At 68.4% G+C, this 23,784-nt stretch carries 23 protein-coding genes and 6 tRNA genes; 8 read left to right on the top strand and 21 right to left on the bottom strand.

The window, feature by feature from the left end; translation table 11 throughout:
- Nucleotides 1-45: 45 nt before the first annotated feature.
- The gene (locus ACSYDW_RS02145) at nucleotides 46-972 is read left to right on the top strand and encodes a LysR family transcriptional regulator (protein WP_438337047.1); all 927 of its coding nucleotides are present in this window, start codon (nucleotides 46-48) and stop codon (nucleotides 970-972) included.
- Between the two features lie 154 nt (nucleotides 973-1,126).
- Nucleotides 1,127-1,570 carry a DUF5956 family protein gene (locus tag ACSYDW_RS02140; RefSeq protein WP_438337046.1) on the top strand — a complete coding sequence of 148 codons (444 nt, stop codon included), beginning with the start codon at nucleotides 1,127-1,129 and terminating at the stop codon, nucleotides 1,568-1,570.
- Between the two features lie 31 nt (nucleotides 1,571-1,601).
- Here the strand turns inward: ACSYDW_RS02140 and ACSYDW_RS02135 are convergent, their stop codons facing one another.
- The 10 genes from ACSYDW_RS02135 to msrB all read right to left on the bottom strand — a co-directional run bounded on the left by ACSYDW_RS02135 (nucleotide 1,602) and on the right by msrB (nucleotide 12,358).
- Nucleotides 1,602-2,078, bottom strand: a complete 477-nt coding sequence (locus ACSYDW_RS02135; RefSeq protein WP_438337045.1) for a Rieske (2Fe-2S) protein — start codon at nucleotides 2,076-2,078, stop codon at nucleotides 1,602-1,604.
- Nucleotides 2,079-2,113: 35 nt separating this feature from the next.
- Nucleotides 2,114-2,545, bottom strand: coding sequence for a QcrA and Rieske domain-containing protein (locus ACSYDW_RS02130; RefSeq protein ID WP_438337044.1), 432 nt, complete (start codon nucleotides 2,543-2,545; stop codon nucleotides 2,114-2,116).
- A 145-nt stretch (nucleotides 2,546-2,690) separates the two neighbouring features.
- The gene (locus ACSYDW_RS02125) at nucleotides 2,691-4,823 is read right to left on the bottom strand and encodes a 3-hydroxyacyl-CoA dehydrogenase NAD-binding domain-containing protein (RefSeq protein ID WP_438337043.1); all 2,133 of its coding nucleotides are present in this window, start codon (nucleotides 4,821-4,823) and stop codon (nucleotides 2,691-2,693) included.
- Between the two features lie 2 nt (nucleotides 4,824-4,825).
- Nucleotides 4,826-6,067 (bottom strand): thiolase family protein, encoded by a 1,242-nt coding sequence (locus tag ACSYDW_RS02120; protein ID WP_438337042.1) that lies wholly within the window; start codon nucleotides 6,065-6,067, stop codon nucleotides 4,826-4,828.
- Nucleotides 6,068-6,214: 147 nt separating this feature from the next.
- Nucleotides 6,215-7,525: an HRDC domain-containing protein gene (locus ACSYDW_RS02115; RefSeq protein ID WP_438337041.1), complete on the bottom strand. Its 1,311-nt coding sequence runs from the start codon at nucleotides 7,523-7,525 to the stop codon at nucleotides 6,215-6,217.
- A gap of 78 nt (nucleotides 7,526-7,603) precedes the next feature.
- Nucleotides 7,604-8,215 (bottom strand): DUF3000 domain-containing protein, encoded by a 612-nt coding sequence (locus ACSYDW_RS02110; RefSeq protein WP_438337040.1) that lies wholly within the window; start codon nucleotides 8,213-8,215, stop codon nucleotides 7,604-7,606.
- Between the two features lie 133 nt (nucleotides 8,216-8,348).
- Nucleotides 8,349-9,422: a threonine aldolase family protein gene (locus tag ACSYDW_RS02105; protein WP_438337039.1), complete on the bottom strand. Its 1,074-nt coding sequence runs from the start codon at nucleotides 9,420-9,422 to the stop codon at nucleotides 8,349-8,351.
- A gap of 83 nt (nucleotides 9,423-9,505) precedes the next feature.
- Nucleotides 9,506-10,234, bottom strand: coding sequence for an SDR family NAD(P)-dependent oxidoreductase (locus tag ACSYDW_RS02100; RefSeq protein ID WP_438337038.1), 729 nt, complete (start codon nucleotides 10,232-10,234; stop codon nucleotides 9,506-9,508).
- A 73-nt stretch (nucleotides 10,235-10,307) separates the two neighbouring features.
- Complete coding sequence (locus tag ACSYDW_RS02095) at nucleotides 10,308-11,681, bottom strand: DUF6421 family protein (protein ID WP_438337037.1); 1,374 nt, start codon at nucleotides 11,679-11,681, stop codon at nucleotides 10,308-10,310.
- Nucleotides 11,682-11,899: 218 nt separating this feature from the next.
- The gene (gene msrB / locus ACSYDW_RS02090; RefSeq protein WP_438337036.1) at nucleotides 11,900-12,358 is read right to left on the bottom strand and encodes a peptide-methionine (R)-S-oxide reductase MsrB; all 459 of its coding nucleotides are present in this window, start codon (nucleotides 12,356-12,358) and stop codon (nucleotides 11,900-11,902) included.
- A 103-nt stretch (nucleotides 12,359-12,461) separates the two neighbouring features.
- On the opposite strand from msrB, the gene ACSYDW_RS02085 reads away from it, so the two are divergent.
- Nucleotides 12,462-13,715, top strand: coding sequence for an alpha/beta hydrolase family protein (locus ACSYDW_RS02085; RefSeq protein ID WP_438337035.1), 1,254 nt, complete (start codon nucleotides 12,462-12,464; stop codon nucleotides 13,713-13,715).
- Here ACSYDW_RS02085 and ybaK read toward each other — a convergent pair.
- The 3 genes from ybaK to ACSYDW_RS02070 all read right to left on the bottom strand — a co-directional run bounded on the left by ybaK (nucleotide 13,712) and on the right by ACSYDW_RS02070 (nucleotide 15,652).
- The gene (ybaK, locus tag ACSYDW_RS02080; RefSeq protein ID WP_438337034.1) at nucleotides 13,712-14,221 is read right to left on the bottom strand and encodes a Cys-tRNA(Pro) deacylase; all 510 of its coding nucleotides are present in this window, start codon (nucleotides 14,219-14,221) and stop codon (nucleotides 13,712-13,714) included. The genes ACSYDW_RS02085 and ybaK overlap by 4 nt on opposite strands.
- Before the next feature lie 68 nt (nucleotides 14,222-14,289).
- Nucleotides 14,290-14,739, bottom strand: coding sequence for a SufE family protein (locus tag ACSYDW_RS02075; RefSeq protein WP_438337033.1), 450 nt, complete (start codon nucleotides 14,737-14,739; stop codon nucleotides 14,290-14,292).
- A gap of 4 nt (nucleotides 14,740-14,743) precedes the next feature.
- Nucleotides 14,744-15,652 carry a sulfurtransferase gene (locus ACSYDW_RS02070; RefSeq protein WP_438337032.1) on the bottom strand — a complete coding sequence of 303 codons (909 nt, stop codon included), beginning with the start codon at nucleotides 15,650-15,652 and terminating at the stop codon, nucleotides 14,744-14,746.
- Between the two features lie 256 nt (nucleotides 15,653-15,908).
- On the opposite strand from ACSYDW_RS02070, the gene zapE reads away from it, so the two are divergent.
- Nucleotides 15,909-16,946 carry a cell division protein ZapE gene (gene zapE / locus ACSYDW_RS02065; protein ID WP_438337031.1) on the top strand — a complete coding sequence of 346 codons (1,038 nt, stop codon included), beginning with the start codon at nucleotides 15,909-15,911 and terminating at the stop codon, nucleotides 16,944-16,946.
- 94 nt (nucleotides 16,947-17,040) lie between these two features.
- Here the strand turns inward: zapE and ACSYDW_RS02060 are convergent, their stop codons facing one another.
- From ACSYDW_RS02060 to ACSYDW_RS02025, 8 genes are all read right to left on the bottom strand, one after another.
- Nucleotides 17,041-18,180: a benzoate/H(+) symporter BenE family transporter gene (locus tag ACSYDW_RS02060; RefSeq protein WP_438337319.1), complete on the bottom strand. Its 1,140-nt coding sequence runs from the start codon at nucleotides 18,178-18,180 to the stop codon at nucleotides 17,041-17,043.
- Between the two features lie 162 nt (nucleotides 18,181-18,342).
- On the bottom strand, nucleotides 18,343-18,570 hold the full coding sequence (locus tag ACSYDW_RS02055) for an antitoxin (protein WP_438337030.1): 228 nt from the start codon (nucleotides 18,568-18,570) through the stop codon (nucleotides 18,343-18,345).
- A 232-nt stretch (nucleotides 18,571-18,802) separates the two neighbouring features.
- Nucleotides 18,803-18,878: transfer RNA gene (locus tag ACSYDW_RS02050), tRNA-Gly, on the bottom strand.
- A 32-nt stretch (nucleotides 18,879-18,910) separates the two neighbouring features.
- Nucleotides 18,911-18,982 (bottom strand) — tRNA-Val (locus ACSYDW_RS02045).
- 145 nt (nucleotides 18,983-19,127) lie between these two features.
- Nucleotides 19,128-19,203, bottom strand: a tRNA-Gly gene (locus ACSYDW_RS02040).
- A gap of 34 nt (nucleotides 19,204-19,237) precedes the next feature.
- Nucleotides 19,238-19,309: transfer RNA gene (locus tag ACSYDW_RS02035), tRNA-Val, on the bottom strand.
- Nucleotides 19,310-19,331: 22 nt separating this feature from the next.
- Nucleotides 19,332-19,402, bottom strand: a tRNA-Cys gene (locus ACSYDW_RS02030).
- Nucleotides 19,403-19,467: 65 nt separating this feature from the next.
- A tRNA-Gly gene (locus ACSYDW_RS02025) sits at nucleotides 19,468-19,540 on the bottom strand.
- Between the two features lie 208 nt (nucleotides 19,541-19,748).
- Between ACSYDW_RS02025 and ACSYDW_RS02020 the strand changes: the two genes are divergently transcribed.
- The 4 genes from ACSYDW_RS02020 to ACSYDW_RS02005 all read left to right on the top strand — a co-directional run bounded on the left by ACSYDW_RS02020 (nucleotide 19,749) and on the right by ACSYDW_RS02005 (nucleotide 23,770).
- Nucleotides 19,749-20,612, top strand: a complete 864-nt coding sequence (locus ACSYDW_RS02020) for a cytochrome (RefSeq protein ID WP_438337029.1) — start codon at nucleotides 19,749-19,751, stop codon at nucleotides 20,610-20,612.
- Nucleotides 20,613-20,709: 97 nt separating this feature from the next.
- Nucleotides 20,710-21,285, top strand: a complete 576-nt coding sequence (gene def, locus ACSYDW_RS02015; protein WP_438337028.1) for a peptide deformylase — start codon at nucleotides 20,710-20,712, stop codon at nucleotides 21,283-21,285.
- A complete protein-coding gene (fmt, locus tag ACSYDW_RS02010) occupies nucleotides 21,282-22,220 on the top strand; it encodes a methionyl-tRNA formyltransferase (RefSeq protein WP_438337027.1) in 939 nt (312 codons plus the stop codon). The genes def and fmt overlap by 4 nt, the downstream gene beginning before the upstream one ends.
- Entirely contained in the window at nucleotides 22,217-23,770 is a 1,554-nt protein-coding gene (locus ACSYDW_RS02005) for an RsmB/NOP family class I SAM-dependent RNA methyltransferase (RefSeq protein WP_438337026.1), read from the top strand. Before fmt ends, ACSYDW_RS02005 begins: the two co-directional genes overlap by 4 nt.
- Nucleotides 23,771-23,784 lie beyond the last annotated feature (14 nt).

The following is a 23,784-nucleotide window of genomic DNA, read 5'->3' as shown; positions in this document are numbered from 1 at the left end:
TCAGAACAACGGGCAGTGTCTTCAATATCTTGTAAGCTGTGCTTCATGGAAATTCACCACCTTCGGACCCTGCGCGAGCTGAGGGATCGTGGATCGGTCACCGCTGTGGCACAGGCCCTGCACCTGTCGCCCTCCGCAGTGTCCCAGCAACTTGCCGCTTTGCAGCGTGGACTGCCCATACCACTCACCGAACAGCGGGGCCGGGTGCTGGTGCTCACCCCGGCGGGGGAACGACTCGCCGATGCCGGTGGCGAAGTGCTGGAATCCCTTGCCCGCGCGGAGAACTCAGTCACGGAGTACCTTCAGGCGCGTCGGGAACCGGTTTCGGTCACCGCCTTCCACAGCGCCGGCCTTGCATGGTTCCCGACACTCATCGCGAGCAGCCTCGACGACCCCGACGGGCCGTCGGTGCGCTGCCGGGACGAGGACGTGTCGGTCAGTGGATTCGTCGACCTGGTCAGTGAGCACGACGTCGTGATTGCCCACCGACCGCTGGCTTCGGAGCGCTGGCCCGCGCGCAGGGTGCACGTTACTCCGGTGTTGCAGGAGCCGATCGACGTGGCAATCCATCGTGAACACCCCCTGGCACAACGGAAGCGGGTACGCCTGGCCGACCTGGCGGACGAAACCTGGGTGGCGGCACACGAGGGGTTCGCTCTCGAACCACTGATCGTCCAGGCGCTATTCGCAAGCGCCGGAACCCCGATCCAGATCACGCATCGAGTCAATGAGTTCAACATGGTGGCGGCCATCATTGCCGAGACCCGCAGCGTGGGGCTGTTGCCTCGCTACACCGGGCTGATTCCATACTTCCGCGACCAGGTCGTGCTGCGCCCCATCGAGGACCTCGTCCTCGGCCGCCATATCGACATCCTCACAAGGCCGGAGGCGAGAACCAGGGTAAGCACGCGCACCGTGATCGACCGCGTCATCAAGATCGCCGAGGAAACACGTCGGCTCGCCGAAAGCTAGCCGGGTCTCGGATCCAGGGCGTGGGCCGCCTGTGCTGTGAACCCGGCCCGTGCTGCAGTCTCCAACGCCACGGTTGCTCCCGCGTCAAACCCCTGCCGCCGCCCGCTGGTCGTCGCGGTGGCAGCCGGGAGCCCGGGCGGCTACGGTTGTGGCCATGTGGAATCACGTGCCGGTCCACGCGCCGGAGCCTGGCTGGGAGTTGTTGCCGGAAAACGGCTGGTTTGCCATGATGTGCTGGGTCGCGGGCGCGGCAAACCTGCGCCGCTTCCCCGGATCCGACGAAGGCAGGAGCGTGCGGGTAACGATGGTTGTGTCGAAGGCCGAGTGTTCCCGGCGGGAGCCATTCAGCGCGGATGACCGGGCCGATGTGGAAGAAGCGATCAACGGGTACCTCGCCGCAGCGGGAATTCCTCCCCGGCCACCCGGATTCGATTGGTTCCTGCGGGTTCCCGTTGGTTGGCCGCCGGAATCCCCGGTGGCGGAAACTCTGAGCTCGGGCATCCTGCGGCGGCAGGGACCAAACGAAACCCGCCCCGACCGGATCCTGGAAATCATGGAGTCGATCGTGGGCGGGTTTCTTGCCGGCGAAAGCCACTGATGGCCGCAAGCGCGCGGCCTCGGCAGCCAGCCTAAACGAAGATCAGTACGTCCTGGCCCTTGATCGACGCGGCGATGCGTTCCAGGGCGCCGCGCGCCGGGCCCGCAATTGCCTTGCCGTCAGAGGGCTGGAAGTAGGAACCATGGCAGGGGCAGTAGAAGTCCTCGCCCTTGGGGGCCTTGGTGGTCACCGCACACCCCTGGTGCGTGCAAATGGCGGTATACGCCAGTACGGTCTTCTCGTTGGGACGGAAGAGCAGGAAACCCGCGTCCTTGGTCTTCCCGTCGGGGCCGGTCCGCTGGGCCGTCACCGAGAGGCGCGTGCCGACGGACAGTTCGGCAAGCGTGGCCACGACGGTGCCCTCGCCGACGGGCTCGGGCGGGGCCGAGGGGACGTTGTTCGGCGCGGCCGAGGAACCGTCGCCGCAGGCCGCGAGGGCGACTGCGGCACCGGCGGCCACGGTGGATCCAACAAAGGCACGACGGGTCTGTGGAGAAAGGGAACTCATGCTTCCATCATTCCACGGGTCGAAGCCCAGCCCGGCTACAGGTAGATTTTGACCTTCTCGCCCTCGATGACCGCAGCGTACCTGGTCAGCGCCTTCGGCGCGGGCCCCTGGGTGACCGAGCCGTCAAGCTTCGAGTACTCCGAACCGTGGCAGGGGCAGATGAAGTTCTTGCTGTCGCCCGTCCCCACCTTGCACCCCTGGTGTGTGCAGACGGAGGTGTAGGCCAGCACGGTTTTCTCGTCGGGGCGGTAGAGCAGGTAGTTGTGCCCGTTGACCGTCACCGAGGTAGTGCCCTGGACGGGTAGCTGCGACAGGTCGGTTGCCTCGTATGCGGTGCCGCTGGGGGAGGGGACCGTATCGCCGGACTTGCCGCCCCCGCACGCCGCAAGCGTTGCCGCGGCTCCTGCCGCCAACGAGGTGCCGAGAACAACCCTGCGGGTGGGTGACAAAGCAATGTTCTGTTTCATAAGCACAGTGTTGCCTAGAAACCCCGCAAGGTCGATGGATGAAGCAGGGAGAATCCTGCGGTCCCACACACCGCAGGCGACAGGTGGCCCGGAAGCATGTGCTCCCGGGCCACCTGACAGACACTTTCGAAGACTTCCCGCGCGCCTACTTGCCGTGGAACTTCTTCCCGTTGACGCGTTCGGAGGCCCCGACCTGGTCGAGGTACGGCGTGATGCCGCCCAAGTGCATGGGCCAGCCCGCGCCCATGATCATGCACAGGTCGATGTCCTCGGGACCCGCGACGACGCCTTCGGCAAGCATCAAGCCGATCTCCTGCGCCAGCGCGTCCTGCGTGCGGACCAGCAGCTCCCCGGCAGTGCTCGGGCTCGACCCGAAGGACAGCAGCCCCAACGTCGATTCGGGGATCTCCTGCCCGCCCTCGGGGGTCGGGACCCACAGGGACTTGATGCCGTGCTCGATCAGCACCTGCAGGTTGCCCGAAACGCGGTAGCGCTCGCCGAATGCGGCATTCAGGGAGCCCGAGACGTGCTGGGCCACCGGGATGCCGACCATGGCCAGCAGCGTGAACGGTGTCATCGGCAGCCCCATGGGGCGCAGCGCGGTGTCGGCGACGGTTGCGTCTGTGCCGTCGTCGAAGGCGTTGGAGACCTCGCCCATCAGGCGCAGCAGGATGCGGTTGACGACGAAGGCCGCCTCGTCCTTGACCAGCACGCTGGTCTTGCGAAGCGCCTTGCCCAGCGCGAACGCGGTGGCCAGGGCGGTGTCGTTGGTGTGCTCGGTGCGCACGATCTCCAACAGCGGCATCTGGGCCACGGGGTTGAAGAAGTGGAACCCGACAAGCCGTTCGGGGTGCGCCAGGTCCCGGCCCATCTCGGTGACCGAGAGGGAGGAGGTGTTGGTGGCAAGGATGCACTCGGGGGAGACCACGGCCTCAACCTCGGCGAAGACCTGCTTCTTGACGGCGAGTTCCTCGAAGACCGCCTCGATCACGAAGTCCGCGTCGCCGAAGGCTTCCTTGCTGGCGGAACCGGTGACCAGGGCCTTGGTGCGGTTCGCGGCATCGGGGGAGATGCGCCCCTTGGCCAGCTGCTTGTCGACCTCGCCGTGGATGTAGGCAAGTCCCTTGGCCACGCGCTGTTCGTCGATGTCGGTGATGACCACCGGCACCTTGAGGTTCTTGGCGAAGAGCAGTGCCAGCTGGCCGGCCATGAGCCCGGCGCCGACGACGCCCACCTTGGACACGGGCCGCGCGAGCTTGGCATCCGGCGCGCCGGCCGGTCGCTTGGACCGCTTCTGCACCAGGTCCAGGAACGAGTAGACGGTGTTGTGGAAGGCGTTGGTCTGCATGAGCTCGGTGAGTGCCGCGATCTCCAACCGGGCGGACTCCGCCTGGCTGATGGTGGCGCCGGCCTCGAAGACCTCGATCACCTTCGCCGGCGCGGGGGCGGCGTTGGCGGTCTTCGCCTCGACGAAGGCGCGGGCCTTGGCCGCGGCGGCCGCCCAGCGGGCCGCGACCGCCGGATCCGTTGCGGGATCCACGGCGTTCGGGCGCTCGACCTCCAGGGTGCCCTCCAGCACTCCCTCGGCCCAGAGCAGGGACTGCTCCAGGAAGTCGGCGGGCCCGAAGAGCGCGTCGGCGATGCCGAGCTTGGCCGCGGCCGTGCCGTTGAGCGAGCGGTTGTTGTTCAGCGGGTTTTCGATCATCACCGTCATCGCGGCCTCCGGGCCGGTGAGCCGCGGCAGCCGGTAGACCCCGCCCCAGCCCGGGACAAGGCCGATGAATGCCTCAGGCAGGCCGATGCCGTTGGCGCCTGAGGACACCGTCCGGTAGGTGCAGGCCAGCGCGATCTCCAGGCCGCCGCCCAGCGCGACGCCGTTGATGAACGCGAAGGTCGGCACGCCGAAGTCCGCGAGCAGGTCGTAGGCGGCGTGGCCCAGCGTTGCCATGGCGGCGCCGTGCTCCGGGGAGGAGAGGTGCTTGACCCCGGAGAGGTCGGCGCCGGCAACCAGGAAGTACGGCTTGCCCGTCACTGCCAGGGCGTCGATCTCCCCGGCGGCGGCGCGCGCCTTCTGGGCGGTGAGCACGCCGTGCAGCTCGATCAGCGTGTTGGGGCCCAACGTCGTCGGCTTGGTGTGGTCGAGGCCGTTGTCCAGGGTCAGCAGCGCCAGGCGCTTGCCGCCGGGCAGGACCACGTCGGTGACGAGCGAGTGCGTGGTGATCTCGTGCGGGACCGCCGCGGCGAGGTCGGTGAAGTTCTCGATGGTTCCCTGGCTCATGGCTAGGCGTCCTTTCCAAAGTCGGCGTGGTTCGGGTTTTCCCAGACGACGGTGCCGCCCATGCCCAGCCCGATGCACATGGTGGTCAGCCCGTAGCGGACGGAGGGGTCTTCGGCGAACTGGCGGGCCAGCTGCGTCATCAGCCGCACCCCGGAGGAGGCCAGCGGGTGCCCCACGGCGATGGCGCCGCCGTAGCGGTTCACGCGCGGGTCGTCCTGGTCGATACCGAAGTGGTCAAGGAAGGAGAGCACCTGGACGGCGAAGGCCTCGTTGATCTCGAAGAGCCCGATGTCCTCGATGCCCAGGCCCGCCTGGGCCAGCGCCTTCTCGGTGGACGGGACCGGGCCGATGCCCATGACCTGGGGTTCGACGCCGGCGAAGGCGTAGGAGACAAGGCGCATCTTCACGGGCAGGCCGAGTTCCTCGGCGGCCTCGGCGCTGGCCAGGATCGCCGCCGTGGCGCCGTCGTTCAGGCCCGCGGCGTTGCCGGCGGTGACGCGGCCGTGCGCGCGGAAGGGGGTGCGCAGCCCGGCCAGCGAGTCCAGCGTGGTGCCCGGGCGCGGGGGCTCGTCGGCGGTGTGCAGCGCCCAGCCCTCCTCGGGGCGGCGGGCCGCGACGGGCACCAGGTCCGGCTGGATCTGCCCGGCGCGGTATGCCGCGGCGAGCTTCTCCTGGGAGGCGACGGCGTAGGCGTCGGCGCGCTCCTTGGTGATGGCCGGGAAGCGGTCGTGCAGGTTCTCCGCGGTGTTGCCCATGTTCAGTGCGGCGGGGTCCACGATGCGTTCGGAAAGGAAACGCGGGTTGGGGTCGGCTCCGGCGCCCATGGGGTGGTTGCCCATGTGCTCGACGCCGCCGGCGATGACGACGTCGTAGGCGCCGAAGGCGATGGACCCGGCGGTGGAGGTCACGGCGGTCATGGCGCCGGCGCACATGCGGTCGATGGCGAAGCCCGGGACGGACTGCGGCAGGCCGGCCAGCAGCGCGGCGGTGCGGCCGATGGTCAGGCCCTGGTCCCCGGTCTGGGTGGTGGCGGCGATGGCCACCTCGTCGATGCGTTCGGCCGGCAGCGAGGGGTTGCGGCGCATGAGGTCCCTGATGCACTTGACGATCAGGTCGTCGGCGCGGGTGCCGTGGTAGATGCCCTTGTCCCCGGCCTTGCCGAAGGGGGTGCGGACGCCGTCGACGAAGACGACGTCGCGGACCTGGCGTGTGGCCTGGCGCGTGTTCACTGACTGTGGGCTCACCGGTGCTCCTTGCGATTGCTGGGTGGAATGTGATCCACCCCATACGCTACTGGTCGGTAACTTAGAGTGCAAGTGGCACGAAAAACCGGTGCGCCGCACTCCGCCTCCCGCGGCGGGGAGGGGGGGTGCGGCACACCGGCGTGGCTTTTAGCGCGCTGCCAGTTTGTCCGGGTCCAGCAGTGCCACGGTGATCACCGGGGCCAGCAGGTCGATCTGCCACTGGCGGGCGCCGAGCTCGCGCAGTGCGTCGGTCACCGAGTCGAGGTCGATCTCCGCCGGCGGGGTCCAGCACAGCCGGCGCAGGTAGTCCGGGGTCAGCAGGTTCTCCAGCGGGATGTTCAGGGCCTCGGAGGTGCGGGTGATCCGGGACTTGGCGGTCTGCAGGCGCGCGGCGGCCACCGGGTCCTTGTCCGCCCAGACGCGCGGCGGAGGCGGCGCGTTGGAGGGGACCTGGTTCGGCGGCAGCTCGCGGGTGTTGCGGGCATCCTGCAGGGCGCGCAGCCAGCGCGGGGCGTCCTTGGCGGCGGAGCGGCCGTGGAAGCCCGGGGTCTTCAGCAGCGCCGGGACGCTGGTGGGCATGGCCTTGGCCGCGGCGACAAGCGCGGAGTCCGGGATCAGGCGCCCGGGGGCGACGTCGCGGGTGCGCGCCAGCGCCTCGCGGGCTTCCCAGAGGGATTTCACCGCGGCCAGCGTCCGGCGTTCGCGGATCTGGTGCAGCCCCGAGGTGCGGCGCCATGGGTCGGTGCGCGGGGCCGCCGGCGGTGCGGTGCGCACCGCCTCGAACTCCTGCTCCGCGTATTCGAGCTTGCCGTCGGTCTCCAGGATCTTGACGAGCTCCTCGCGCAATTGGTCAAGCACCTCGACGTCGAGCGCGGCGTAGCGCAGCCAGGGTTCGGGCAGCGGGCGGGTGGACCAGTCGGCGGCCGAGTGCTCCTTGGCCAGGCGCAATCCGAGCAACGCCTCCACGGCCGGGCCAAGCCCCACGCGCGGCAGCCCCGCGATGCGTGCGGCGAGTTCGGTGTCGAAGAGACGGGCCGGGGCCAGGCCGAGCTCGGCCAGGCAGGGGAGGTCCTGGGAGGCGGCGTGCAGGATCCAGGTCTCGTCGCCGATGGCCTGCTGGATCTCGTCGAGGTCCTCGAACGGCTCGGGGTCGATGAGCCAGGAACCGGATCCCTCGCGGCGCAGCTGGACCAGGAAGGCGCGCTGGCCGTAGCGGAAGCCGGAGGCGCGCTCGGCGTCGACGGAGACGGGCCCGGTGCCCGCGGCGATGGCGCGCGCTGCGCGCTTGAGCCCGGGAAGTGTGGTGATGACCTCGGGGACCCCGTCGCGCGGGGTGTCCAGCGGAATCGGTTCGGCAACCACCTCCCCGGCCTGGGTTTCTGTCGACTCCCGGGGTGCGGCGTCGCGGCTGGGTGCATCTGTAGCGCGGTGGCGCTGGGCTTGTTCGGTACGGGTCATGGTGCAACCAATTCTAGTACCGAATGCCGGCCCCGGGGGATGAAGGGCCTCGGCGGGGCGGCGGTTGGCGGCCGATGCTCAGGAAAAGCGGCGGTGCGGCAGCGCCGTGACGCCGCTGGGCAGCGGTGGCAGCCCGGCGAAGGTGCAGACCATCTCCGCCCAGGCCTCAAGGTGCGCCGAGATGTCTCCGTCGCCGGGGGTCCAGGAGGCGCGCAGCTCGATGTCGATGGTGTCGTTGCGCTCCGCGAGGGTGCCGTAGCTCTCCGAGAGCACGCGGGTCGCGGTTCCGCCGGCCTGGCGGTACTCGGCCCCGGATTCGGTGAGCGCGTCGACAAGCCAGGTCCAGGCCACCGAGCCGAGCATGGCGTCGTTGCCCATCTCCGACTCCATGCGGGCCCTGATGTAGGTGACGATTCGGAAGCTGCCGTCCCATGCGGCAGAGCCTTCGGGGTCGTGCAGCAGGATGAAGCGTCCGGTGGCGAGCTCCTCGCCGTGCACCGCCTGCTGCGGGTCGCCTCCGGCCTTGCCGGCGGAGTGCGGGCCGCGCGGGACACGCTCGTGGACATCGGCGGCCAGGGCCAGGGCGTAGGGGGCAAGCCGTGCCGGGGCGGGAATCTCTTCCAGGCGCAATTCGCTGCGGCAGCTGGTGCGGCGCACCGCGGCCAGCGCTTCGAGGAACGCAGGCGGCACTACTGATATCGGTCCATGGGAGCTCACATGGCGAGTCTAAAGTGCCGTGGCGCATTGTTGCGTCACGGCACGCCGGGAGGCCGCGGCAGCGTGTCGCGGCCTCCCGGCACCGGGGCGCGGGGCGCCCTGGGGATCAGGCCTTGAGTGCGGCCATTTCCTCGGCGAGGGCCGCGGTGAACGCGTCGACGTCGGCCTCGGTGGTGTCGAAGGAGCACATCCAGCGGACCTGGCCGGCGGCGCGGTCCCAGTCGTAGAAGCGGAAGCGCTCGCGCAGGGCGTCGGCCGCGGCGTTGGGCAGCGTGGCGAAGACGCCGTTGGACTGCGTCGGGTAGACGAGTTCCACGCCCTCGACCTGCGCGACGGCGGCGCTGAGCTTGGCGGCCATGGCGTTGGCGTGGGAGGCCGAGGCCAGCCACAGGTCCGTGCCGTAGAGGGCCAGCAGCTGGGCGGAGATGAAGCGCATCTTGGAGGCCAGCTGCATGTTCATCTTGCGCAGGTACTTCAGCGAGTCGGCCGGGCCGGGGGAGAGGACCACGATGCCCTCGCCGAACATGATGCCGTTCTTGGTGCCGCCCAGGGACAGGATGTCGATGCCGGTGCCGGTGGTCATCTCGCCCAGGCCGACGCCGAGTGCGGCGGCGGCGTTGGAGAGGCGGGCGCCGTCCATGTGCACGCGCATGCCCAGCGAGTGGGCGTGGGAGGTGATGGCGCGCAGTTCCTCGAGGGTGTACAGCGTGCCGAGCTCGGTGGACTGGGTCAGCGAGACGGCCAGCGGCTGGGCGCGGTGCTCGTCGCCCCAGCCCCAGGCCTCGCGGTCGATCAGCTCGGGGGTCAGCTTGCCGTCGGTGGTCGGCACCGAGAGCAGCTTCATGCCGCCGATGCGCTCCGGGGCGCCGTTCTCGTCGACGTTGATGTGTGCGGACTCGGCGCAAACCACGGCACCCCAGCGCGGCAGCAGCGACTGAAGGGCCGTGACGTTGGCGCCGGTGCCGTTGAAGACCGGGAAGATCGTTGCCTCGTCGCCGAAGTGGCCGCGCATGACCTCGCCGAGGCGCTCGGTGTACTGGTCCTCGCCGTAGGCGACCTGGTGGCCGCCGTTGGCCTCGGCCAGGGCCGTGAGGACCTCCGGGTGGATGCCGGAGTAGTTGTCGGAGGCGAAGCCGCGCACCGAGGTGTCGTGCAGGGCCGAAGTCAGGGAAGAAGTCACGGGGAAAGGGGTCCTAACCGTTCTGGGGTGTGGGGCGCACGGGCCGGAGGGCCCGCGCGTCGGTAAGAAGTCTAGCGCCGGGTTCAGAGAACCGGCAGCGGGATGCGCGCCCCGTTGAGCGTGGCGGCGTCCGTGGTGAACAGGGAGACGGCGGCGGCGCCGAGCGCCTCGACGTCGGTGAAGCCGGCGGTGCTGCGGTCGGGGTTCGCCGCCCGGGTGGCCTCGTCGCTGAAGGCCTTGATGACCCAGCGGACCGCTGCGGTGCGCTGCGGCTCCGGGTTGGTCTTGCTGCCGGACTGTGCGGTGTTCATGGCCGCGGCGACGGAGCGCATCCAGGCCTCGGCGCCGGCCTTGGCGGTGGTGTAGTTGGCGTTGGAGCCGGTGGGGGCGTCGACTGCGGTGGCGGTCACCATGGCAACACGGCCGCGCGGGGAAGCCAGCAGGTCCTCGTGGAAGACGCGGGTGGTGTTGCGCAGCGTGGTGACGACCTGGGTGTGCAGGAACTCGGCGTCCTCGTCGCTCTGGCCGGCCAGGCCCTTGCCGCCGCGCCAGCCGCCGACAAGGTGCAGCAGCCCGTCGATGCGCCCGCGCTCGGTGTCGATGAGCTGGTGCAGCTCGGTGACGGCCGCGTGGTTCGCCAGGTCCACCTCGTAGCGCCCGTGGACGAAGGGCAGGCGTTCGGCGAGCCGCTCGGCGTTGGAGCCCGCGGCCAGGACGGTGGCCCCGGCGTCGCACAGGGCGCGGGCCGCGGCAACCCCGGAGGGGGAGGTGGCGCCGGCAATGAGTATTGTCAGATCCGTAAGCGTTGCCATGATCCTGAGTGTAGACCTCACATGTAGAAGGGTTGCAAGCGCACCTTGCGGTGCACTTGCAACCCCGGGGAATTTAGAGTGCGCTGGAGCCGGTCATGCCGATGGTCGACTCGATGACGGGCGTCATCTTCTTGTGGAGCGCCTCGTAGAACATCGAGAGCGGGAACTCGTCGTCGAGGACCTGGTCGGTCATCTCGCGCAGCGGCGCGGTCAGCGGCAGTGCGTCCGGGCCCTTGGCCCAGGTCGATGCCGGGTGCGGGGTCAGCGTGGCCGCGACCAGCTCGTAGGCCGCCAGCCAGTGCGAGATCTTCGGGCGGTCGATCGACTTCCAGTACAGCTCGTCGATGGCGTCGCCGAGTGCGGAGACCACTGCGGGGACCTCGTCCCAGTCGATGGCCAGCTTGGTGTCGGTCCAGTGCAGCACGTGGTTCTGGTGCATCCAGGCGAAGAGCAGCTGTCCGCCGACGGCGTCGTAGTTGCGGTGGCGGGTGCCGGTGATCGCGAAGCGGAAGATGCGGTCGAAGATCACCGCGTACTGGACCAGCTTGGCGTGGTGGCGGGTCGCCTCGTCCTGCGACTCGTCGTTCTGGATCTTCACGCATTCGCGGAACGCGGTCAGGTCGCAACGCAGTTCCTCGAGTGAGTACAGGAAGAACGGCATGCGCTGCTTGATCATGAACGGGTCGAAGGGCAGGTCCCCGCGCATGTGGGTGCGGTCGTGGATCAGGTCCCACATCACGAAGGTTTCCTCGGTCAGTGCCTGGTCGCCGAGCATGGCGGCGGCGTCCTCGGGCAGTTCGAGGTTGGTGATCTCCGCGGCGGCCTTGAGCACGCGGCGGAAGCGGGCGGCCTCGCGGTCCTGGAAGATGGCGCCCCAGGTGAAGGACGGGGTTTCGCGGATCGCGACGGATTCCGGGAAGAGCACCGCGGAGTTGGTGTCGTAGCCGGGGGTGAAGTCGATGAAGCGCAGCGGGACGAAGAGCTTGTTGCTGTATTCCCCGGCTTCGAGGGCGCCGATGAACTCGGGCCAGATGACCTCGACGAGCACGACCTCGAGCAGGCGGTTGGTGGAGCCGTTCTGCGTGTACATCGGGAAGAGCACCAGGTGGCGCAGGCCGTCGACGCGCTGGGTCTGCGGCTGGAACTCGAGCAGGGAGTCAAGGAAGTCCGGCACGCCGAAGCCCGCCGCGCTCCAGGCCTGCAGGTCCTTGACCGCAGCCTCGAGGTAGGTGGCGTCGTGCGGGAACTGCGGTGCCAGGGTGTTGACCGATTCGACGATCGACGCGACCAGCTCGGCTGCGCGGGCGTGGTCGGAGGCCTCGGGGACCGAACCGTCCTGGACCTGGAAGGCCTGGAATTCGGTGGCCGCCAACTTGAGGGTGGTCCAGGCTGCGGAGGAAACGAGCTCGGCGTTGGAGAGCGGCTTGGGAAGCGTCGCGTGGGTCATGATCTGACACCCCTTTCGGTGCGGATGGGCGTGCCGCGGAGCTGCCCGCGGCCTTCTGGGTCCAGCCTACTGAGATACGTCGGTTGCTGGTTGAAAATATGCCTCAGCATTAGTAGCTCTTATGCTCCGGCGCGTTGTGGCCCTCCAAGGTGCGACTCGGGGGAATGCTCGGGCGCGAATGTGGCGAAATAGACATTCACGCCCGGCAAAACCGTGCGCTACGTGGTGGTTTTCAGCCGCAGCGAGACCGAGTTCATGCAGTACCGCTGGTCCGTGGGCGTATTGAACCCCTCTCCCTCGAACACGTGGCCCAGGTGCGAGTCGCACGCGGAGCAACGCACCTCGACGCGGACCATGCCGAGGGTGGCGTCGCGGATGTAGCGCACGCGGTCCTCGGCCAGCGGCGCGAAGAAGGAGGGCCAGCCGCAGCCGGCGTCGAACTTCTCCTTGCTGGTGAACAGCTCCTGGCCGCAGGCGCGGCAGGCGTAGACGCCCTGGGTCGTGGTGTCCCAGTACTCCCCGGTGAAGGGGCGCTCGGTGCCTGCCTTCCGAAGCACCCGGAACTCGTCGGAGCTCAGTTCGCTGCGCCACTGCTCCTCGGTCTTGTGTGCGGCTGTCTTCTGCACCGTGTCTTCCCCCGGTGCCGGGGTTTCTCCTGCTTGCTGGCGATCGTCCATGCTGGTTTCAACGCCGCGCGGCCCCACGTCATTCCCGGAACCGGTCGGGGAAAACGCCGCCCGGGCGTGTGGCTGCGCCGCCGGAATTTGCGATGATGGAGGCATGAAGGCACAACACGCCGCGCGTTCCCCGCGCGCCACGTCCACGGGCAAGGGCCTGAGCATCGCACTTGTGGCAGCCGGCGCGGGAGCAGCCGCCGGTTCGCTGTTCGCCGGAAGCGTCTCTGCCCTGGCCGGGTACTTCGCCCGCCGGGTGGTGACCCCCAACGCCGTGCCCGAGGAAAGCCTCGCGATCCTGGCCGTGGTCCCGACGGACGAGGGGCAGGATGTCATCCTTCCCGCGAACCAGGACTCCACGGCCCCGGGCCGCTACTCGCTCTTCTTCGCGGCCGACCGCGGCCACGCACGGCTCGGCGAACCCCGCGGCTACCGCACGGGGGACCGGACCGTCACCCGCCCGGTGGAGCAGGTGTATTCCGGGGACCTGTCCGCCGCGGCGCGCGGCAGGCTTTCCGGCGTCGTCTTCAACGCCCCTTCCGACATCGGGGCCCACTACTCCGAGGTCGAGATCCCGACGCAGGTCGGGGGCGCCCCGGCGTGGTTCGTCGAGGGCACCGACCGCGCCGACACCTGGGCCATCTGCGTGCACGGCCGCGGCGCCAACCGCAAGGAGGGGATCCGGGCGCTGCCCACGCTGCGCGCCCTGGGGCTCAGCGCGCTGCTGGTGTCCTACCGCAACGACGGGGTGGCGCCGGCGGCCGTGGACGGGCGCTACGGGCTGGGTGCCACGGAATGGCCGGACGTCGATGCGGCGATCGACTACGCACTCGCGCACGGGGCCCGGGAGGTCATGCTCTTCGGCTGGTCCATGGGCGGGGCCGTCAGCCTCCAGGTCGCCGACAGGTCCGCGAACGCCCGCAGCATTTCGGCGATGGTGCTGGACGGGCCGGTGATCAACTGGATCGATGTGCTCTCCCACCAGGCTAGGCTCAACCGGATCCCTGAGGCCGTGGGGAAATTCGGCCAGTGGCTGTTGGGCAACAAGGCCGGGCGGTGGATGACGGGGCTGGCGGCGCCGCTGGACCTCAAGGAACTGAACTGGGTCGAACGCCACGATCAGCTGCGCATCCCGACGCTCATCCTGCACAGCGAGGCCGACGACTTTGTGCCGATCGGCCCCTCGGAACAGCTGGCCGGGCTCAACCCGGACACCGTGGAGCTGAAACGCTTCACGCGTGCCGGGCACACCCGCGAATGGAACGTCGACCCGGGGCGCTGGGACCGCGAGGTCGGGGAATTCGTGGAGGGCGTGCTCAACGCGTCCCGGCCCGGGGAGAACGCCGGGGCCGCCGGCTAGGCGTGGGCGATGGGGGCCAGGCGGGCGTCGGTCAGGCGCTGCAGGTCCGCCGGCGCCAGCTCGATGTCCAGGCCGCGGTGCCCGCCCGAGACGTAGATGGTCTCGTGGGCCATGGCGCTTGAGTCGAGGATGGTGCGCGAACGCTGTCGCTGGCCCAGCGGCGAAATGCCGCCTACCACGTAGCCGGTCCGGCGTTCGGCCGCCGCGGGGTCCGCCATTTCCACCTTCTTGATGCCCAGGGCCGCGGCGATGGCCTTCAGGTCCAGCGACCTGTCCACCGGGACGATGCCCACCACCAGGGCAGCCGCCCCGGGTTCGCCGGTGGCCACCAGCAGCGTCTTGAACACGCGCTCCGGTGCCACGCCCAGTGCGGCGGCGGCCTCCAACCCGTAGGAGGCGGCGCCCGGGTCGTGGGTGTAGGGATGCAGCGTGTAGTTGACCTTTTCGGCATCCAGCAGGGTGGTGGCCGGGGTTCCTGCCGTCGCGTGGGCCTTCTTCTTCGTCATCGCGTGCTCCTTGGTGGAAGGGTGGTGGGGTGCGGTGCGGGGAGGCGGGTGCCGCCTCCCCGCACGCGCTACTGGCCGCTCGCCGCGAGGCGCTCGTTGACCTGGCGCTTGATGCGCGCCAGCATGGCCGTCATGCCGCGCAGGCGCAACGGCGTCAGCGCGCGGGTGAGTCCCAGCTCGTGGGGCATGTCGTCGGGAACCGAGAGCACCGCGGCAGCGGGGAGCCCGTCGAGACCTTGGTGCAGGATCGAGGCGAAGCCGCGCGTGGTCGGGGCCTCGGGCGGGGCCGAGAAGAACAGGGAAACGTTCCGCTCCCCGGCCGGCTCGATCTCGAGGGTCAGGAACAGTGGGGACTGGCACTCGACGACCTGTTCAAGCAGGTCCGGGTGGTCGGCCAGGCGCTGCGGAAGCGCGGGGAGTTCCTCGGAGAACTCCAGCAGGAGTTCCAGTCGCTCGCGTTCGGTGACGGCCTGGAAATCGTCGACGATTTCGGCAAGTTCCTTGGGAAGGTCGCTCATGGGACTACGCCCCGATTCCGGCGGGCACGGCACCGGGCTCGGCGCCCTTGACGATGGGCACGCGCACCGCATTGCCCCACTCGGTCCAGGAACCGTCGTAGTTGCGCACGTCCTCGAAGCCGAGCAGGAACTGCAGGGCGAACCAGGTGTGGCTCGAACGCTCGCCGATGCGGCAGTAGGTGATGACCTTGTCGCCCGGGGCCAGGCCGGCCTTGCCCAGGTAGACCTCCTCGAGCTCCGCGCGCGAACGGAAGGTCCCGTCCTCGGCCGCGGCCAGTGCCCACGGAACGGATGCTGCAGAGGGGATGTGTCCGCCGCGCAGCGCGCCCTCTTCGGGGTAGGCCGGCATGTGGGTGCGTTCGCCGGTGTATTCCTCGGCGGAGCGGACGTCGATCAGCGGGTTGCCGAAGTGCTCGAGCACCTGGGGCAGGAAGGCTCGGACCGTGCTGTCGTCGCGCTCCACCACCGGGTAGTCGGCGGGGACTGCCACGGGCTTCTCGCGGGTGGTTTCCCGGCCTTCGGCGATCCACTTGTCGCGGCCGCCGTCGAGCAGGCGGACGTCCTCGTGGCCGAAGAGCGTGAAGACCCACAGCGCGTAGGCGGCCCACCAGTTCGACTTGTCGCCGTAGATGACAACGGTGCTGTCGCGGCCGATGCCCTTGGCGGACATCAGTGCGGCGAAGGCCTTGCCGTCGACGTAGTCGCGGGTGTCCTCGTCGTTCAGGTCGGTGTGCCAGTCGATCTTCCGGGCGGTGGGAATGTGCCCGGTGTCGTAGAGCAGGAAGTCCTCGTTGGATTCGATGACGACCAGGCCCGGGGTGGAGAGGTGTGCCTCCAGCCAGTCCGTGGAGACCAGCCGCTCCGGGTGGGCGTAGCTGGCGAACCGGGGGTCGGCGTCGATGGGCAGGCTCATGGTGAATTGACCTCGCAACAGGAATCGGGGAAAAGTACTGCACCACCAGCCTAGCGATCCGCGGCGGGCCGTGGTGGGGGAGCGGGCCATCTTGCGCCATATTTCGCTGCGGGCGTCCGGGGAGGCGGCGATCGCCGGGGCCGGTGTGTGATGGGTCTCATGTGATGCGGGTTCTTCGGGAGCGAGTAAAATGGCGGGGGCGTGCTCCGCGCGCCCACCCATCACTCCACCCCGACGCTAAGGACCGTTCCGCCGTATGGCCACGATTGCGCATCTTTCCCAACGGACCCCGACGGTCTCGATTGAAGAGCTGCTTGCCGGCTTCCACCCGTCCTACCGCTTCGGAGAGGTGTCCTTCGATACCTACCGCCCGGATCCGTCGGCGCCGTCCCAGGCCGAGGCGGTCACCAAGCTCAAGCACTTCGCCAGCCACATCGGGGCCGCCAAGGGCGGCTTCATGGGCAAGCTCTTCGGCAAGAAGAAGTCCCACAAGCCGGGCATCTACCTCGACGGCGGGTTCGGTGTCGGCAAGACCCACCTGCTGGCTTCGCTGTGGCACCTGGCCCCGGGCCGCAAGGCCTTCGGCACGTTCGTCGAATACACCAACCTGGTGGGTGCGCTGTCCTTCCGCCAGACGGTCGAGGTGCTCAGCCAGTATTCGCTGGTCTGCATCGACGAGTTCGAACTGGACGACCCGGGGGACACCGTGCTGATGTCGCGCCTCATGCGCGAGCTTTCCGACGCCGGCGTGAAGATCGCCGCGACCTCCAACACGCTTCCCGGCGCCCTGGGCGAGGGCCGCTTCGCCGCGGTGGACTTCCAGCGCGAGATCAAGGTCCTGGCCGAGCAGTTCGACGTGCACCGCGTCGATGGCGTTGACTTCCGCCACCGCGGCCTGCCGGACGCGCCCGATCCGCTGGAGGATGCGGCCATCGAGACGTTCGCCAAGGAACGCTACGCCGACAAGAACCTCGCGATCGACGAGTTCTCCGAGTTGGCCGAGCACCTCTCCAAGGTCCACCCCAGCCGCTACCGCGCCCTGATCGGCGACACCGACGCGCTGGTGCTGCACAACGTCGAAACGATCACCGAACAGTCGGTTGCCCTGCGTTTCGTGGTGCTGGCCGACCGCCTCTACGACAAGGATGTGCCGATCATTGCCTCGGGCAAGCCGTTCAGCGAGCTCTTCACCCCGGAAATGATGGCCGGCGGCTACCAGAAGAAGTACTTCCGCGCCGTCTCCCGTCTGACGGCTCTGGCCCGTGAAGGCCAGTCGGGGGAACCCGCCCTCTAGGCGCGACCCGCGCCGGAACCGCACGAAGGCCGCGTTCCCCCTGCCCGCGAGGCAGGGGGAACGCGGCCTTTTCGTGCCACGGCGTGAATGAGGCTCAGGCGCGTTTTCGCTCGATGAGCAGGCGCAGCGCCAGGCCGGCGAGCAGGGCCCAGAAGGCGCCTCCGATCCCTGCGAAGCTCAGGCCCGACGCGGCCACGAGGAAGGCGACCAGGGAACTCATCCGGCTGGAGGGTTCGGCCAACGCGGAGGACGCCGCCATGCCCAGGGTCCCGAGCAGTGCGAGCCCCGCCGCGGCTTCGAGAAGCCCGGCCGGACTGGCGGCCGCCAGCGCCGTGATCGCTGCCGAGGCGAGCCCCAGCAGAATGTAGAAGCCGCCGGAGGAAACCGCGGCGATCCAGCGCCGCGAACGGTCCTCGCCGGCTTCCTCTCCTGCAGCAAGCGCCGCGGAAATCGCCGCGAGGTTGATGGCGTGGCCACCGAACATCCCCGCGATCGAGGTTCCGATGCCGGTGCTGAGCATCGAGGCGCGCCACGGGGTTTCGTAGTCGAAGCTCGCCAGGACCGCCACGCCGGGGACGTTCTGCGAGGCCATTGTCACAACGAACAGGGGCAGGGTGATGCCCGTGAACGCCTCGAGGCTGAAGGCCGGGGCCGTAAACACCAAGGAGGGCACCAACTCGCCCATGGCACCGGATCCGGTGGCCTGTCCCATCGTGAAACCGGCGATGGCCAGCGCCGTGGCCATCGCGGCCGGGATCGCCCACCGCGGGCTGAACCGCAGGAAAGCGAGCCATACCAGGATCACCGGGGCGACGTACAGCGGGATCTCGGAAAGCGCCACGAACGGGGCGAGACAGAGCTTCAGGAGCACCCCGGCCAGCATGGCCTGGGCCAGGGGGACAGGGATGGAGGCCAACAACCGTCCCAGCCACGGTATGGCGCCGGTCGCGGCAATCAGCACGCCGGTCATGATGAACGCACCCACCGCCTCGTTCCACCCCAGGTTGAGTCCGGCGGCCCCGGCCAGGAGGGCGGCGCCAGGGGTCGACCAGGCCGTGGTGATGGGCCGCTTGGTGAACCAGGCCAGGCCGATCGCGCACAGCGCGAACGTGACGGTGAGCGCAAACAAGCCGGACGCGGCCTGGGCATCCGTGGCGCCCACCGCCTTGAGGCCCGTCAGGACGACGGCGAACGACGAGGTGTATCCAACGAGGGCCGTGACGAGCCCCGCCATGACCGGCTGAAGGGTGCTCGAACGCCGTGGAGGTGCTTGCTGGGCGGAATGACTCAAGATGCAACTTTCTTCAAAAAACGACAAATGCCGGTGCTGCCTCTCGGCAGTACCGGCACCCGTTTGTCGTGCCTGGGGCACAGGACCTACGTGGAATGGAGGAGGTCAGGCCTTCGGTGCCTCGTCGTCGCCATCGACCTTGTCGAGGAGACCCTTGGCGCCGCCCTGGGCCTTGTCGATGTGTTCGGCGAACTTTCCGCCGGTCTTTTCATCGATAAAATCGCCAGCCTGGTCGATTGCACCGCTGATCTTCTCAGAGTGCTCGCCGATCAGTCCGGTGGCCTTGTCCTTCAATTCCGCGGCCTTGCCCTTCAGCTCGTCAAATGCAGACAACAGGCACCTCCTCTCAATTTCGGGGGTCTGGCATGCCCCCGGCTGAAACCCATCCTATGTGCATACTGGAACAAATCAACAGGCCACTCGCCGCAGAAGGCATCCTGCACGGTGTGGCGTATGAGGTGAAACGCCATATCTGGCACATCGGCCGCGGTCCTCGATGCCGGAGGGCGCGCCAGGGCTTAACGAGAAAGGCCGTTCGATTCCGGGGAATCGAACGGCCTTCAACTGGAGTGGACAACGAGGTTCGAACTCGCGACCTCAACCTTGGCAAGGTTGCGCTCTACCAGCTGAGCTATGTCCACATGAACATCAATACACACAGTATAGATCTTCGTGGGCGATACTGGGTTCGAACCAGTGACCTCTTCCGTGTCAGGGAAGCGCGCTACCGCTGCGCCAATCGCCCATAGTTGCTGCACCAGAACTCTACAGTGATTTTCCGATCAATCAAGTCGGAACGAAACACCCGGATGAATCCCGCGCTGCATGGCTTCCTGGGGAAAGCCAAAGAATAAGGACCCCTCTTCTAGTGAATGGAGGTCCATGTTTCTTGGAGTGGACAACGAGGTTCGAACTCGCGACCTCGACCTTGGCAAGGTCGCGCTCTACCAGCTGAGCTATGTCCACGTGAATGATCCACACACAGGGTGTTGATCTTTCGTGGGCGATACTGGGTTCGAACCAGTGACCTCTTCCGTGTCAGGGAAGCGCGCTACCGCTGCGCCAATCGCCCATACTTCTTGCAATTTCCTACGAGGTGGGGACGGGATTCGAACCCGCGTAAACGGCTTTGCAGGCCGGTGCCTCGCCTCTCGGCCACCCCACCATAACCATTGAACAGCGAACTGCCCGACGGTTGGATCGGCAAGCCGATCCGGTGATTCTTATGCGAGTGGACAACGAGGTTCGAACTCGCGACCTCGACCTTGGCAAGGTCGCGCTCTACCAGCTGAGCTATGTCCACGTGTGAATCGCTGTCCGCCCGGTTCGTTTCCGTTCCGTTTGGCTGCGTTCCAACGAGTAAAAACTCTATACGACGTTTACCTAAAGTTCCAAATCGGAGGTTCCTTGCGGCCCGATCGGCAAATATTCCGCGTGATCTCGGGGTTTGCAACTCCCGGAAGCTGCCCCGAAATCGGCAAATCGTCGCAAATGCATGAAAAAATCTTTTCATGACTTCTCCAGCGCTGGCACAACAGACCGATTTCGGACGCATGTACGCCCGGAAGATCGGGGATCTTCCGGAGGTGCCCTCCATCACCACCGTCATAGGACAGGAAAAGACGGACATGGACGGATGGATCGGGCACATGGCCGCCACCGCGGTGATCCAGGACGAACGCCTCGGCGGCGCCGTGGGGAACAGCGCAAAGCTCAAGGCACTGGCGCGGCAGGCCTCCGGGGCTGCCGCGCAGTACCGGGACGCGGCAGCTGCGCGGGGGGACCGGGTCCACCAATATTGCGAACAGATCGCCCTGAGGGCGATGGGTCTCCCGCACCAGGCGGCGCAAGCACGAGAGGCATTGGCGGAAAACGGCGAGGAAGCCTTCGCCGGGCGCTTCGACGAATGGTGGGAGCAGTACCAGGTCCAGCCGTTGGCTGCGGAGGTGACCGTATGGAACAGCACCGTCGGCTACGCCGGGACCCTGGACCTCGTGGCAACCATTGGCGGCCGTCTGTGCCTGATCGACTACAAGACCCGGGGAACCGACCGCGAAGGCCGGGTGAAACCGCTGGATCCCAAGGTGATCATGCAACTGGCGGCCGGCGCGAAGGCCGAGGAAGCGGTCCTTGACGCGGCCGCGGGGACCTGGGAACCGTGGAAATACTCACAGGACCCCATGCTCCTGGGGGTGGCGATCGGGGCCACGGAAGTGCAGACCGTCATGGCAAACCCCGAGGTCCTACCCGCCTATTGGTCGAAGTTCTGGTCGCTTCGGCAGGTCTGGGGCGCCAGCCAGCGGGTGCGAGATGCAGGATCGGCACTGCAGGTCGTGGGCCCGCCCGCAGCGCAGGCGCCCGGGTCACCTCGGTAGACTTGGTCGAAGGCGCGGCCGCAAACTGGGAGCGGTGCGCCCACTGCATCCACAGCACATTGCCGGGCCCCAGCCGGCGGAAGGGAGACGGAATCCCATGACCGTCTTAGGTATTCGCATTGTCGGCGACCCGATCCTGCGCACGCGGGCGGACGAGGTCACCGACTTCGGACCCGTATTGCGCAAGCTCGTCGCAGACATGGATGAAACCATGGAAAACGTCGAAGGCGCGGGCCTCGCCGCACCCCAGGTCGGTGTGTCGCTGAGGGTCTTCACCTACCAGATCGCCGGCCAACGCGGCCACATCATCAACCCGGTCCTCGAGCTCAGCGACGACGACCAGGAGGACATCTCCGAGGGCTGCCTGTCCATCCCCGGACTTGGCTACCCGGTGACCCGCCGCCGCTGGACGCGTGCCACGGGCGTCGACGTCGACAACAACCCCGTCGTCGTCGAGGGCGAGGGATTCCTGGCACGCTGCCTGCAGCACGAGAACGACCACCTCGACGGCATCCTGTACATCGACAGGCTCACCGGCGACCTGAAGAAGGAAGCCTTCCGCAAGCTGCGCAACAGCAACTACAACAGCGTTGCAGCAACCACCGTCAACCAGCGCGCGGGGGCGCTGGGCTCGAGCTTCGGCGCCGGCGCCAGCTTCGGGGGACAGGCATGAGGGTCCTCTTTGCCGGAACCCCGCAGGTGGCCGTCGAATCCCTGAACCGGCTGGTCGCCGACGGGTTCGACGTGGTGGCGGTACTCACCCGCGAGGACGCCCCGGTGGGACGCAAGCGCGTGCTGACCCCCTCGCCCGTGGCAGCGCGCGCGGCCGAGCTCGGCATCGAGGTCATCCACGCCAACCGCATCGACGAACCGACCCAGGAGCGGCTGGAAGCACTCGACCTGGACATCGCGGCCATCGTTGCCTTCGGGGGACTCGTCCCCGAGAAGGCGCTGTCGATCCCGCGCCTCGGCTGGATCAACCTGCACTTTTCGCTGCTGCCCGCATGGCGCGGCGCGGCCCCGGTCCAGCACTCGATCATGGCCGGTGACGACATCACCGGTGCCGTCACCTTCCAGCTCGAAAAGGGACTGGACACCGGTCCGATCTTCGGCACCCTCACCGAGACCATTGACCCTGCCGACACCTCGGGCGAGCTGTTGGGCCGGCTGGCGGTTTCCGGCGCGGTGCTGCTCTCGCAGACCCTGTCCGGACTCGAGGCCGGGAAGCTCGTGGGTGTCGAGCAGGCGGAGGAAACCTCCTACGCGCACAAGCTCACCCTTGTCGACGGAAAGGTCGACTGGACGCTTCCGGCGCTGGTGATCCGCCGGCGCATCAACGGAACCACCCCGGACCCGGGGGCCTGGACGGAGCTGGAGGGCCAGCGCTTCAAGCTCGGGACCCTGGTGCCGCAGGCAGGGGTCACCGACCTGGCCCCGGGAGAGGTCCGGATCGAAGCCGGCAAGCAGCCGCGGGTCCTGGTGGGAACCGGGTCGCACGCGGTGGAACTGGGCCTGGTGCAGCCACCGGGCAAGAAAATGATGAACGCAGCAGATTGGGCGCGGGGGATCCTCGCGTCCGGAACCGTGGATGGGGTGAAATTCGCATGAGCGAATTCGGACAGGGACGTTCCGAGCGTCCGCGACGCAACGACGGCAACCGCGATGGTGGCCAGGTGCGCCGCGACGACGCCGGCCGCACCCGCAACCGAGGGGGCGGGGGACAGCGCAAGTTCAGTGCCTCGGCACCCTCTGCCCGCGGGCGCCGCGCCGATCCGGCGCGCCTGACGGCCTTCGAGGTGCTGCGTGCCGTGGCCGAGCACGACGCGTACGCGAACCTGGTGTTGCCGGCCCGCATCCGAGAGCACCGGTTGGATCGCCGCGACGCGGGCTTCGCCACCGAACTGACCTACGGCGCCCTGCGCGGACAGGGGCTCTACGACGCCATCCTCTCCCGCTGCGTCGACCGACCGCTGGATCAGCTGGACCCGGCGGTTCTCGACGCGCTGCGCCTGGGTGCCCACCAGCTGCTGGCCATGCGGGTCCCCAACCACGCGGCCCTCGACGAAACCGTCTCGCTGGCCCGCATGGTCATCGGCGCCGGCGCCTCGGGCCTCATCAACGCCGTGCTGCGCAAGGTCTCGCTGAAGGACCTGGAGACCTGGAACGCGGAACTCGTGGAGGGAATCACCGACGAAAGTGCCGCCGCGGCACTTGTCTACTCGCACCCCGAATGGATCGTCCGCGCCCTGCGCCAGGCCCTCGTCGCCCACGGGCGCGATGCCGCCGAGATCAACGAGCTGCTCGCCGCCGACAACCTGGCCCCGGTCGTGAACCTTGTGGCCCTTCCGGGCATCGGCTCCCTGGACGAGGCGCTGGCCAACGGCGCCGAGACGGGCACGCTCGTCGCGGACTCCGCCTACTACCAGGGCGGGGACATCGCCCGGCTGTCCTCGGTGCGCGAAGGCAGCACCCGCGTGCAGGACGCCGGCTCCCAGCTGGTGGCCCGCGCATTGGCCCAGGTGCCGCTGCCCGACGCCGGGGAGGACGCCTACTGGCTGGACTTGTGCGCCGGTCCCGGCGGCAAGGCCGCACTGCTTGCGGCCCTGGCCGCCGAGCACGGGGCCCGGCTGACCGCGAACGAGCCTGCCGAACACCGCGCGGAACTGGTGTCCAAGGCCCTGGTGGCCGTGGACCCGGAGACCTGGATGATCACCGTGCGCGACGGCCGCTCCTACGGCGATGCCGACTACGCCGGCGGCTACGACCGCATCATGGTCGACGCGCCGTGCTCGGGCCTCGGCGCGCTGCGCCGCCGCCCGGAATCCCGCTGGCGCAAGAGCCCGAAGGACGTCGCCGAATTGACGATCCTGCAGGGGGAGCTGCTCGACGCCGCACTCAGTGCCGTGCGGGTCGGCGGAGTCGTCGCCTACGTGACCTGCTCGCCGCACCCCGCCGAAACCGTCGCGGTGGTCGACGACGCGCTCGCGCGCCACGCGAACGTGAAGCTGCTTGACACGGGCGCGGCGCTCGAGGCCGCGGCGCTTCCGGGCATGGCCTCGGCCTCCCGCCCGGTCGGCGACGGCAGCACCGTGCAGCTGTGGCCGCACATCCACCGCACCGATGCCATGTTCATGGCATTGTTGACCCGTACCGCCTAGCCGGCCGCACGCCC

This window comes from Paeniglutamicibacter selenitireducens (assembly GCF_051550675.1).
Classification (GTDB): Bacteria; Actinomycetota; Actinomycetes; order Actinomycetales; family Micrococcaceae; genus Paeniglutamicibacter.
Note: the sequence above shows the minus strand (reverse complement) of the source record. Positions and strands in the feature narration are given on the sequence as shown.

Bases quoted from the DNA above. Each gene is read 5' to 3' on its own strand.
- ACSYDW_RS02135 (WP_438337045.1), bottom strand. From the start codon at position 2,078: ATGAGTTCCCTTTCTCCACAGACCCGTCGTGCCTTTGTTGGATCCACC.
- ybaK (WP_438337034.1), bottom strand. From the start codon at position 14,221: ATGACGAAGAAGAAGGCCCACGCGACGGCAGGAACCCCGGCCACCACC.
- ACSYDW_RS02095 (WP_438337037.1), bottom strand. From the start codon at position 11,681: ATGACCCACGCGACGCTTCCCAAGCCGCTCTCCAACGCCGAGCTCGTT.
- ACSYDW_RS02075 (WP_438337033.1), bottom strand. From the start codon at position 14,739: ATGAGCGACCTTCCCAAGGAACTTGCCGAAATCGTCGACGATTTCCAG.
- def (WP_438337028.1), top strand. From the start codon at position 20,710: ATGACCGTCTTAGGTATTCGCATTGTCGGCGACCCGATCCTGCGCACG.
- ACSYDW_RS02145 (WP_438337047.1), top strand. From the start codon at position 46: ATGGAAATTCACCACCTTCGGACCCTGCGCGAGCTGAGGGATCGTGGA.
- ACSYDW_RS02125 (WP_438337043.1), bottom strand. From the start codon at position 4,823: ATGAGCCAGGGAACCATCGAGAACTTCACCGACCTCGCCGCGGCGGTC.
- msrB (WP_438337036.1), bottom strand. From the start codon at position 12,358: ATGGACGATCGCCAGCAAGCAGGAGAAACCCCGGCACCGGGGGAAGAC.
- ACSYDW_RS02020 (WP_438337029.1), top strand. From the start codon at position 19,749: ATGACTTCTCCAGCGCTGGCACAACAGACCGATTTCGGACGCATGTAC.
- ACSYDW_RS02070 (WP_438337032.1), bottom strand. From the start codon at position 15,652: ATGAGCCTGCCCATCGACGCCGACCCCCGGTTCGCCAGCTACGCCCAC.
- ACSYDW_RS02100 (WP_438337038.1), bottom strand. From the start codon at position 10,234: ATGGCAACGCTTACGGATCTGACAATACTCATTGCCGGCGCCACCTCC.
- ACSYDW_RS02060 (WP_438337319.1), bottom strand. From the start codon at position 18,180: ATGGCGGGGCTCGTCACGGCCCTCGTTGGATACACCTCGTCGTTCGCC.
- fmt (WP_438337027.1), top strand. From the start codon at position 21,282: ATGAGGGTCCTCTTTGCCGGAACCCCGCAGGTGGCCGTCGAATCCCTG.
- ACSYDW_RS02130 (WP_438337044.1), bottom strand. From the start codon at position 2,545: ATGAAACAGAACATTGCTTTGTCACCCACCCGCAGGGTTGTTCTCGGC.
- ACSYDW_RS02115 (WP_438337041.1), bottom strand. From the start codon at position 7,525: ATGACCCGTACCGAACAAGCCCAGCGCCACCGCGCTACAGATGCACCC.
- zapE (WP_438337031.1), top strand. From the start codon at position 15,909: ATGGCCACGATTGCGCATCTTTCCCAACGGACCCCGACGGTCTCGATT.
- ACSYDW_RS02005 (WP_438337026.1), top strand. From the start codon at position 22,217: ATGAGCGAATTCGGACAGGGACGTTCCGAGCGTCCGCGACGCAACGAC.
- ACSYDW_RS02140 (WP_438337046.1), top strand. From the start codon at position 1,127: ATGTGGAATCACGTGCCGGTCCACGCGCCGGAGCCTGGCTGGGAGTTG.
- ACSYDW_RS02085 (WP_438337035.1), top strand. From the start codon at position 12,462: ATGAAGGCACAACACGCCGCGCGTTCCCCGCGCGCCACGTCCACGGGC.